At 42.7% G+C, this 9,981-nt stretch carries 9 protein-coding genes; all 9 read left to right on the top strand.

What is annotated here, in order from left to right; all coding sequences use genetic code 11:
- Nucleotides 1–619: 619 nt before the first annotated feature.
- On the top strand, nt 620–1,663 hold the full coding sequence (gene pstS / locus ACPEH5_RS09450) for a phosphate ABC transporter substrate-binding protein PstS (protein ID WP_042847746.1): 1,044 nt from the start codon (nt 620–622) through the stop codon (nt 1,661–1,663).
- 114 nt (nt 1,664–1,777) lie between these two features.
- Nucleotides 1,778–2,734, top strand: coding sequence for a phosphate ABC transporter permease PstC (gene pstC / locus ACPEH5_RS09445; RefSeq protein ID WP_042847813.1), 957 nt, complete (start codon nt 1,778–1,780; stop codon nt 2,732–2,734).
- Nucleotide 2,735: 1 nt separating this feature from the next.
- Nucleotides 2,736–3,617, top strand: a complete 882-nt coding sequence (pstA, locus tag ACPEH5_RS09440) for a phosphate ABC transporter permease PstA (RefSeq protein WP_042847744.1) — start codon at nt 2,736–2,738, stop codon at nt 3,615–3,617.
- Between the two features lie 37 nt (nt 3,618–3,654).
- A complete protein-coding gene (pstB, locus tag ACPEH5_RS09435) occupies nt 3,655–4,431 on the top strand; it encodes a phosphate ABC transporter ATP-binding protein PstB (protein WP_042847741.1) in 777 nt (258 codons plus the stop codon).
- Nucleotides 4,432–4,444: 13 nt separating this feature from the next.
- Nucleotides 4,445–5,158, top strand: coding sequence for a phosphate signaling complex protein PhoU (gene phoU, locus ACPEH5_RS09430; protein WP_036958602.1), 714 nt, complete (start codon nt 4,445–4,447; stop codon nt 5,156–5,158).
- A 548-nt stretch (nt 5,159–5,706) separates the two neighbouring features.
- Complete coding sequence (locus tag ACPEH5_RS09425; protein ID WP_042847740.1) at nt 5,707–6,546, top strand: ABC transporter substrate-binding protein; 840 nt, start codon at nt 5,707–5,709, stop codon at nt 6,544–6,546.
- 89 nt (nt 6,547–6,635) lie between these two features.
- The gene (locus tag ACPEH5_RS09420) at nt 6,636–7,388 is read left to right on the top strand and encodes an amino acid ABC transporter permease (protein WP_240133371.1); all 753 of its coding nucleotides are present in this window, start codon (nt 6,636–6,638) and stop codon (nt 7,386–7,388) included.
- A 1-nt stretch (nt 7,389) separates the two neighbouring features.
- Entirely contained in the window at nt 7,390–8,142 is a 753-nt protein-coding gene (locus ACPEH5_RS09415; protein WP_166696981.1) for an amino acid ABC transporter permease, read from the top strand.
- Nucleotides 8,143–8,327: 185 nt separating this feature from the next.
- The gene (locus ACPEH5_RS09410) at nt 8,328–9,662 is read left to right on the top strand and encodes an NCS2 family permease (RefSeq protein ID WP_042847736.1); all 1,335 of its coding nucleotides are present in this window, start codon (nt 8,328–8,330) and stop codon (nt 9,660–9,662) included.
- The last annotated feature ends 319 nt before the right edge of the window (nt 9,663–9,981 follow it).

The raw sequence follows: 9,981 nt of genomic DNA, 5'->3' as shown, positions 1-9,981 counted from the left end.
CTATTCCTTTACTTTTCACACTTTGCGCCGCAGCGTTGTTGGCTGCGTTCGGCTACTCGGGTCACATACTTATGTATGCTCCCCGAGATATCCTCTTTGGCCGCCTAGCTGCAACACAAATTGTTTTGAGTATTATTTGTATCAAGTAGGAAAAAGAGGCTCTCTTTTTTAGGGGCTACCTACAACTTGAACTATTTAGCGCTATTCCTTTACTTTTCACACTTTGCGCCGCAGCGTTGTTGGCTGCGTTCGGCTACTCGGGTCACATACTTATGTATGCTCCCCGAGATATCCTCTCTGGTTGCTTAGCTGCAACACAAATTATTTTGAGTATTATTTTATAGTTGCAGGATAAAAATATTTTTCGCTTTTATGACAGTCTGTCATTTTTCTTTTTGATATTAGTTTTGAAGTTTTGTTTTTATAACTGATTGAATTTTAAGTTATAAAATTGTATTTTTCTTCGTTTTTGTTTTCTCGCCAGCGAAAAAATCAGCAATTGTCATAAAACTGTCATAAAAACGACATGTTGTCGTAACTAAATTGTCCTATTTTTCCTACCGTGACATACACCCAACAATTTTATACTTGATTGTTTCTATACATCCCCGGAGGGATTATGAAAATGACGCGTACCACCTTAGCAAGCGTAATGGCAGCAACTTTATCTTTGACCGCAATGTCTTCTTTTGCTGCTACCAGCCTGACCGGAGCTGGCGCGACTTTCCCCGCTCCTGTTTATGCAAAGTGGGCAGACTCTTATCAGAAAGAAACAGGTAATAAAGTAAACTATCAGGGGATTGGCTCTTCTGGTGGTGTCAAACAAATTAATGCAAAAACCGTTGATTTCGGTGCCTCTGATGCGCCATTAACTGACGAAAAACTGAAAAAAGATGGTTTATTTCAGTTCCCAACAGTCATTGGCGGTGTTGTCCTGGCTGTCAACGTAAAAGGCATTGAGTCAGGGCAACTGACTTTAGATGGCAACACTTTAGGGGATATCTATTTAGGTAAAATTACTAAGTGGAATGACCCTGCTATTGCTAAGTTAAACCCAAATGTTAGCCTACCAGACCAAACTATCGCAGTCGTCAGACGTTCTGATGGCTCAGGTACCACTTTCGTATTCACTAGCTACTTAGCGAAAGTTAGTGCAAGCTGGAAATCAGATATTGGTGCGGGCTCAACAGTTAACTGGCCAAAAAATAGCGTAGGTGGTAAAGGTAACGATGGCGTTGCAGCATTTGTTCAGCGTCTGCCAGGTTCTATTGGTTATGTGGAATATGCTTACGCAAAACAGAATAATCTTGCTTATACTAAACTGATATCTGCGGATGGCGAAGCAGTCTCGCCAACAGGTGAAAGTTTCAGCGCAGCAGCGAAAAAAGTTGATTGGTCTAAATCTTTTGCTCAAGACCTCACGAACCGTGATGGTGCCAATGCATGGCCAATCACATCGACAACTTTTATTTTAGTACACAAAGAGCAAGCTAATGCTGAAAAGGGTAAAGCAACGCTCGACTTCTTTAACTGGGCCTATGAGAAAGGTGGTAAGCAAGCGGAAGCATTAGACTACGCAATTTTACCTGAAGAAGTGGTGACAGCTGTTCGCGCAGCATGGAAAACAGAAGTAAAAGATAGCCAAGGTAAAGCACTTTTCTAAGTGAACCTCGGGTTGGCAGTGGCAGGCGGATGTTAGAGGATCTAACATCCGCTTTCTAAATGAAGTAAATTAAATCCTACGTAAGCAAGTAGGTGTGGAATGAGAACAAAGCGCATGGCCGAAAAAACAACGGCATTTAAAGCTCCTAGCAAATCAGGTGATGTGATTTTTGGTGCATTGGTAAAGATTGCCGCGCTAATCACTTTATTAATGCTTGGGGGTATTATTATCTCCCTTATTTTTGCATCTTGGCCAAGTATGCAAAAATTTGGTTTTTCGTTTTTATGGACCAAAGAGTGGGATGCTCCAGCGGAAGAGTTCGGTGCGCTTGTGCCTATTTATGGCACGATTGTGACATCGTTAATTGCTCTGATCATTGCGGTACCAGTGAGTTTTGGTATCGCCTTATTTTTAACTGAGCTTGCACCTAACTGGTTAAAACGGCCTCTAGGTATTGCAATTGAACTCCTTGCTGCTATCCCAAGTATTGTTTATGGGATGTGGGGGTTATTCGTCTTTGCGCCGTTGTTTGCGGAATATTTCCAAGAACCAGTGGGGAATGTGATGTCGAGTATTCCGATTGTTGGTGAGTTATTCTCAGGCCCAGCATTCGGTATCGGTATTTTAGCTGCGGGGATCATCCTCGCGATTATGATTATTCCTTACATTGCGTCTGTTATGCGCGATGTATTTGAACAAACTCCTGTGATGATGAAAGAGTCAGCTTATGGTATTGGCTGTACTACATGGGAAGTGATCTGGAACATTGTTCTGCCTTATACCCGTAATGGGGTAATTGGGGGGGTGATGTTAGGTCTAGGCCGCGCATTGGGTGAAACCATGGCGGTGACATTCGTGATTGGTAATACTTATCAACTAGATAGCGTGTCATTATTTATGCCAGGTAATAGTATCACCTCTGCATTGGCGAATGAGTTTGCAGAAGCAGAAAGCGGCTTGCATACCTCTGCCTTGATGGAGCTTGGGCTGATTCTATTTGTTATCACATTCATTGTGCTAGCAATCTCCAAGCTGATGGTTATGCGCCTTGCGAAGAATGAGGGCCGTTAATATGTCGTTATCTCAACCTATTGCCGTCAATCAAAAAGAACGCGCTCGCCGTCAAGCATGGCGCCGTCAAATCAATAGAATGGCTCTATTGGTTTCGATGTTAACCATGGCTTTTGGCTTGTTTTGGTTAGTTTGGATTTTATTTTCTACAGTGACGAAAGGGATTGATGGGATGTCCCTCAATCTGTTTACTGAAATGACCCCACCGCCTAATACAGAAGGTGGCGGCTTAGCAAATGCCATTGTTGGTAGTGGTTTACTGATCCTCTGGGCTACGGTTATCGGTACTCCTTTAGGGATCTTAGCGGGGATTTATTTAGCAGAGTATGGCCGTAAGTCATGGTTAGCTTCGGTAACTCGTTTTATTAATGACATCTTATTATCAGCGCCATCTATCGTTGTAGGTCTGTTTGTGTACACCATCGTGGTTGCACAGATGCAGCATTTTTCCGGTTGGGCTGGGGTTGTCGCACTTGCATTGTTGCAAATTCCAATTGTTATCCGGACAACTGAAAATATGTTGAAGTTAGTGCCGGATAGCTTGCGTGAAGCCGCTTATGCACTCGGCACACCAAAATGGAAAATGATTTTATCTATTACGCTAAAAGCATCTGTATCCGGGATTATCACGGGGATTTTGCTGGCTATTGCACGTATTGCGGGGGAAACCGCACCGTTACTGTTTACTTCACTGTCGAATCAGTTCTGGAGTACAGATATGAGCGAGCCAATTGCCAACTTACCAGTGACTATCTTCAAATTTGCAATGAGTCCATTCTCTGAATGGCAAGAGCTTGCATGGGCTGGGGTGTTATTAATTACCCTATGTGTCCTACTGATTAATATCATTGCGCGTGTTGTGTTTGCACAGAAAAAACACTAAGCCCGGATAACTAAAGATTTAGAGAGAAAAGTAAACCATGATTAATGCAAACGAAATTGCAAACAGTAAAATTAAAGTTCGTGACCTCAACTTCTACTATGGCAAGTTTCACGCGCTGAAAAATATCTCTTTAGACATTGAAAAGAATAAAGTGACGGCATTTATCGGCCCATCAGGCTGCGGTAAATCCACATTGTTACGTACCTTTAATAAAATGTATGAGCTGTATGGCGAACAACGTGCAGAAGGTGAAATTTTATTAGATGGTCAGAATATCCTGACGGACAAACAAGATATCGCGTTATTACGAGCAAAAGTAGGAATGGTCTTTCAAAAACCCACTCCATTCCCAATGTCTATCTACGATAATATTGCATTTGGAGTCCGTTTATTTGAAAAATTATCGCGTGTAGAAATGGATGAGCGTGTGCAATGGGCACTGACAAAAGCTGCATTATGGAATGAAACTAAAGATAAACTCCACCAAAGTGGTTATAGCTTGTCTGGTGGTCAGCAGCAACGTTTATGTATTGCTCGTGGGATAGCTATTCGCCCAGAGGTATTGTTACTGGATGAGCCTTGCTCTGCACTTGACCCTATCTCAACGGGTCGTATTGAAGAATTAATTAGTGAATTAAAATCAGAGTACACTGTGGTGATTGTTACCCATAATATGCAACAGGCAGCACGTTGTTCTGATTATACGGCATTCATGTACTTAGGGGAGTTAGTTGAGTTTAATCACACTGACAAGATGTTTACGACCCCTGAAATGAAGCAAACTGAAGATTATATTACTGGCCGCTACGGTTGATATGGAGCCGACGATGGATACGCTGAATCACAACAAACATATATCGGGGCAGTTCAATGCTGAACTGGAACATATCCATACTGAGTTGATGACAATGGGAGGGCTGGTGGAAGAACAGCTCACCAAAGCCATTACGGCCATGCATAATCAGGATGAAGCCTTAGCACGTGAAGTTATTGAGAATGACCATAAAGTCAATATGATGGAAGTGGCGATTGACGAAGAGTGCGTAAAAATTATTGCCAAGCGCCAGCCAACAGCGAGTGATTTGCGTCTGATTATGGCAATTTCAAAAACCATTGCAGAATTGGAAAGGATTGGCGATGTTGCGGACAAAATCTGCCAAACTGCATTGGAGAAATTCTCTCATCAACATCAGCCTTTGTTAGTGAGTTTGGAATCATTAGGCCGTCATACGGTACAAATGCTACATGATGTACTTGATGCATTTGCACGAATGGATCTTGAAGAAGCCATCCGTATTTACCGTGAAGATGAAAAAGTTGACCAAGAGTATGAGGGTATCGTACGTCAATTAATGACCTATATGATGGAAGACCCGCGGACAATCCCGAGTGTATTAACGGCACTGTTCTGCGCACGCTCCATTGAGCGCATTGGCGACCGTTGTCAAAATATCTGTGAATTTATTTTCTACTATGTGAAGGGGCAAGATTTCCGTCACGTCGGTGGGGATAGTCTTGAGAAGATGTTAACGAATAAATAATTACTCGAATACTCGTCATATTTCGTGCTGTGGCGGTGTTGGCTTCGCTCGGTTACTCGGGTCACATACTGATGTATGCTCCCCGAGATATCCTCGCTTGCCGCCTAGCCACAACGCGAACTATTTAGAGTATTAATATATGAGGTTAATGCATTAAATACCTATCATACCTCAAGCTGTAGTTCTGATATTTGAGTTCGACTACTCGGGTCACATACTTGTGTATGCCCCTAGGGATAATTTTATTTGCCGCCTAGCTACAGCCCGAACTATTTAGAGTATTACTCTTGAATATCGGCGTCAGCTTACTTTAGAACAAATTGTTTAGCGTATAAAACGTTCTTCTACCGACTTTCTTCTTGCTCAATAAGAGTCTATTGATGGTTTAACCATGTTCGGGGTCCTTGTATAAAGTTTCCCCCTTTCTTTATTCACTTCATTTATTCCTCTTAGTTATAAATATATTATTTAATAGTATTTCAAGTGCTAAGAGATAGTTGATAGCTTGTGACGGTCGATTTACATAAATTTACCGCCAGAGGTGTTCAATGAAAGCTCGTATTCTCTCAACTGTTCTACTCACAGGTTTGGCGCTGACAGCGAATGTCGCTAGCGCAGATAAATTAGATGATATCAAGCAAGCCGGAGTGATCCGCATTTCAGTCTTTGATAGCAACCCGCCCTTTGGTTTTATTGACCCTCAAACTAAGAAATTGGCTGGTTATGATGTGGATATCGCACAAGAAATTGCTGATGGCCTAGGGGTAAAACTTGAGCTTCGTCCGACTAATCCTGCGAATCGTATTCCACTTTTAACTTCTGGCAAAGTTGATCTTATTGGGGCGAATTTTACCATTACCGATGAACGCGCAAAACAAGTTGATTTTTCCATCCCTGATTTTGCTACCGGGCAAAAATTTATTGCCCGTAAAGGCGTATTAAAAACCCCTGATGATATTAAACCTCTGCGTATCGGTGCAGATAAAGGCACCGTACAAGAAGTCACTTTACGTGAGCGTTTTCCAGACACTAAAGTGATTTCTTACGATGATACCCCACAGGCATTTGCTGCACTGCGTAATGGTAACGTACAAGCTATTACCCAAGACGATGCAAAATTGGTGGGTTTATTAGGTAATTTACCTGAGAAAGTTAAAGTTGATTTTGAAATTTCGCCATTCAGCCTAACAAAAGAATATCAAGCACTTGCAGCAAGCAAAGGCGAAACACGTTTGGTTGAAAACGTCAATGAAACACTGTTGAAATTAGAGAAAGACGGCAAAGCCGAGGTGATTTACAACCGTTGGTTTGGCCCAGAAACTAAAGCCGCCCAACCACGTGGTGACTTTAAGTTTGCACCATTAAGCGAACAACAGCCTCAATCTTAATGGCCTGAAATAAAAAAATAACTTGTTGGTTACCCTGCACATTGTGCGGGGTTCTTGGTTAATAGAACCAAGTAGAATGGTGATTGACTATGTTTGAGAAATTTTCCAGCGGTAATTTTTGGTCAGAACATCTGCTGGCACCACAGTACCTTGAATGGTTCGGCTATGGTTTTTTGATCACAGTTTGGATCTCTGTGTGTACCATTATTGCGGCTACTTTATTAGGTTTTCTAGTTGCATCAGCAAAGGATAGCCAGATTGCTCCTCTTCGTTGGGGAGTGAACATCTATATTTCTATTTTTAGAAACACGCCTTTGTTGGTGCAGCTATTTTTTTGGTATTTCGCTTCTGGTGAAATTTTACCATCTGCCACAATGGAATGGTTGAATACACCCCATGAAATCCAATTGTTGGGGATACCCGTAGGGTGGCCATCATTTGAATTTTTAGCGGGTTTTGTTGGTTTGACCTTGTATACCGTACCCTTTATTGCTGAGGAAATTCGAGCAGGTATCAGGGGCGTTCGTCAGGGGCAAAAATATGCTGCTTTCGCTTTGGGGCTAACTTCTTGGCAGGCGATGAAACTCGTGGTGTTGCCTCAAGCGGTTAAAATCGCTATGCCGCCTTTACTTGGCCAATATATGAATGTGGTAAAGAATTCATCGTTAACGATGGCGATTGGGGTGGCGGAGCTTTCTTATGTATCGCGGCAAGTGGATAGCCAGTCATTACAAACTTTCGCCGCATTTGGTGTTGCCACAGTGTTGTACATTGCCATTATTGCATTAATGGAAGGCTGGGGGCAGTGGCGCCAACAACGTAATTTAGCTCAAGGGGCATAAAATGGATTTTTCGATTATTGAGCAAAACTGGCAATATTTATTATTAGGTACTTTCCCTGACGGCCCACTCGAAGGCGCTGCTTTAACCTTACTCATGAGCTTACTTGCGGGGGCGGCTTCTATAGTATTGGGGACGTTGGGTGGTATTGCGTTAGCCATGCTGCGTGGATTCTGGGTTAACCTATTTGCCGCTATTTTAGGCTTTTTCCGTGCAATTCCTGTGATTATGTTGATTTTTTGGACCTACTTTCTGTTGCCTATTTTGCTTGGCGCAGAAATCCCTGGGATTGCTACTGTGGTATGTGCATTAGCGTTGATTACTTCAGCATATCTAGCTCACGCGGTAAAGGCGGGGATTTTAGCGATTGGTAAAGGGCAGTGGCAAGCTGGCATGTCTTTGGGTTTTAGCCGTTGGCAGGTGCTTTGGCACATTGTTTTACCACAAGCGTTACGAATGATGGTACCTTCATTTATTAATCAATGGGTTGCATTAATTAAAGATACCTCTCTAGCTTATATTGTGGGGGTTGCTGAATTATCATTTTTAGCTACTCAAGTGAATAACCGTGAAATGGTATACCCGCTCGAGGTTTTCTTATTTGTGGCGTTTATTTATTTTGTGATGTGTTTTGCGGTGGAAATTATTGCGAATAGGGTAGCGAAAAGGCTAAGCACACAAAATGAACCTCAAAAACGAGCCGCGAAGCGTAGCTTATTGTTTTGGCGTAGGCAAAAGCTATTGGCGCTGTCTTAAGTCAACATAGCGGTGTAATAACCGCTATTATCTCAACAACACTTATCTGATTATTTTTCTTATTTCGGCTTGCTGTATCAGTTAGTTAGGACATTTTTGCCTATTATGGTTTACGCAATCGTTTTCTTTTGTGATTTTTAATTGTAGTATAGGGCGAAAAAAACTTTTTTTGGGCGCTATATCTAATGAGTAATCAATCTTCTAGCTCGGCACAACCGCAGGGCTTGTTTCAGCGTGTTTTTAAATTACAGGAACACGGCACAACCGCACGAACAGAAGTTGTTGCAGGCTTCACGACCTTTCTGACGATGGTGTATATCGTCTTTGTTAACCCACAAATTCTTTCTGTTGCAGGGATGGACATTAAAGCGGTGTTTGTTACCACCTGCTTGATTGCTGCTATTGGTAGTATCTTGATGGGGCTATTAGCAAACTTACCAATCGCGGTAGCACCTGCAATGGGGCTGAATGCCTTTTTTGCTTTTGTTGTCGTCGGGGCCATGGGGTATTCGTGGCAAGTCGCTATGGGCGCAGTATTCTGGGGAGCGGTTGGTTTATTTATTCTGACATTGTTCCGTATTCGTTATTGGATTATTGCTAATATCCCGCTTAGTCTTCGTGTCGGGATCACCAGTGGTATCGGTTTATTTATTGCCATGATGGGGTTAAAAAACTCAGGCATTATTGTTGCAAACCCAGATACACTGGTCTCAATTGGTAACTTAACTCACCATAACGTTTGGCTGGGGGCGCTGGGTTTCTTTATCATCGCAATTCTGGCAGCGCGTAATATTCATGCAGCAGTTTTGGTGTCTATTGCCGTGACTACATTGATCGGTCTTGCGCTGGGTGATGTGAAATATTCGGGTGTGTTTTCCATGCCACCAAGTATCACTAGTGTGGTTGGGCAAGTCGATTTTGCTGGTTCTTTAGATTTAGCGCTATCAGGTGTTATTTTCGCCTTTATGTTAGTAAACCTGTTTGACTCATCGGGCACTATGATTGGCGTGACGGATAAGGCTGGGATTACCAATGAACGCGGGACATTTCCACGAATGAAACAAGCCCTGTATGTGGATAGTTTGAGTTCGGTGGCAGGTTCTGCAATGGGAACATCATCAGTGACTGCGTATATTGAGAGCTCTTCAGGGGTATCTGTTGGTGGGCGTACTGGCTTAACCGCAATTGTTGTGGGCGTTCTATTTCTATTGACCATGTTTATCTCACCTCTTGCAGGTATGGTTCCTGCTTATGCAACCGCAGGTGCCCTGATTTACGTGGGTGTGTTGATGACTTCAAGCTTAACGCGGGTGAAATGGGACGATTTAACCGAGTCTGTGCCTGCATTTATTACCGCAGTAATGATGCCGTTTAGTTTCTCTATTACCGAAGGTATCGCACTGGGCTTTATTGCCTACTGCGCAATGAAAATTGGTACGGGGCGCTGGCGTGATCTGGGGCTGTGCGTCATTTTAGTTGCGGCGATGTTCCTGTTAAAAATGATCCTAGTCGACGCCTAACATGTGCTTCATATTTTGAACTGTAGCGGTGTTGGCTGCGTTTGCTAACCCTAGTCACATACTTTTGTATGCTCCTAGGAATTAGCAATTCTTCCGCCTTGCTACAGCTCAAACTATTTAGCGCATTAATATTCGTCATACTTCAAGCTGTGGCGTTGTTGCCTACACTTGGTTACTCGGGCCATATACTTGTGTATGCTCCCCGAGATAACCTCGCTTGGCGCCTAGTCACAACTTGCATTATTTAATGAGTTAATCATTTCTCTTTTTATTATTTGCCCCCTCCATGCCCTAAATAATTTGTGTTGCATGAGCGTAC

It is taken from the genome of Providencia sp. NPDC089933, from assembly GCF_049545585.1.
In the GTDB taxonomy this organism is placed as follows: domain Bacteria; phylum Pseudomonadota; class Gammaproteobacteria; order Enterobacterales; family Enterobacteriaceae; genus Providencia; species Providencia huashanensis.
Note: the sequence above shows the minus strand (reverse complement) of the source record. Positions and strands in the feature narration are given on the sequence as shown.

Excerpts from the sequence above, each read along its gene's own strand:
- pstS (WP_042847746.1), top strand. The coding sequence starts at position 620 with ATGAAAATGACGCGTACCACCTTAGCAAGCGTAATGGCAGCAACTTTA.
- pstC (WP_042847813.1), top strand. The coding sequence starts at position 1,778 with ATGGCCGAAAAAACAACGGCATTTAAAGCTCCTAGCAAATCAGGTGAT.
- pstA (WP_042847744.1), top strand. The coding sequence starts at position 2,736 with ATGTCGTTATCTCAACCTATTGCCGTCAATCAAAAAGAACGCGCTCGC.
- pstB (WP_042847741.1), top strand. The coding sequence starts at position 3,655 with ATGATTAATGCAAACGAAATTGCAAACAGTAAAATTAAAGTTCGTGAC.
- phoU (WP_036958602.1), top strand. The coding sequence starts at position 4,445 with ATGGATACGCTGAATCACAACAAACATATATCGGGGCAGTTCAATGCT.
- ACPEH5_RS09425 (WP_042847740.1), top strand. The coding sequence starts at position 5,707 with ATGAAAGCTCGTATTCTCTCAACTGTTCTACTCACAGGTTTGGCGCTG.
- ACPEH5_RS09420 (WP_240133371.1), top strand. The coding sequence starts at position 6,636 with ATGTTTGAGAAATTTTCCAGCGGTAATTTTTGGTCAGAACATCTGCTG.
- ACPEH5_RS09415 (WP_166696981.1), top strand. The coding sequence starts at position 7,390 with ATGGATTTTTCGATTATTGAGCAAAACTGGCAATATTTATTATTAGGT.
- ACPEH5_RS09410 (WP_042847736.1), top strand. The coding sequence starts at position 8,328 with ATGAGTAATCAATCTTCTAGCTCGGCACAACCGCAGGGCTTGTTTCAG.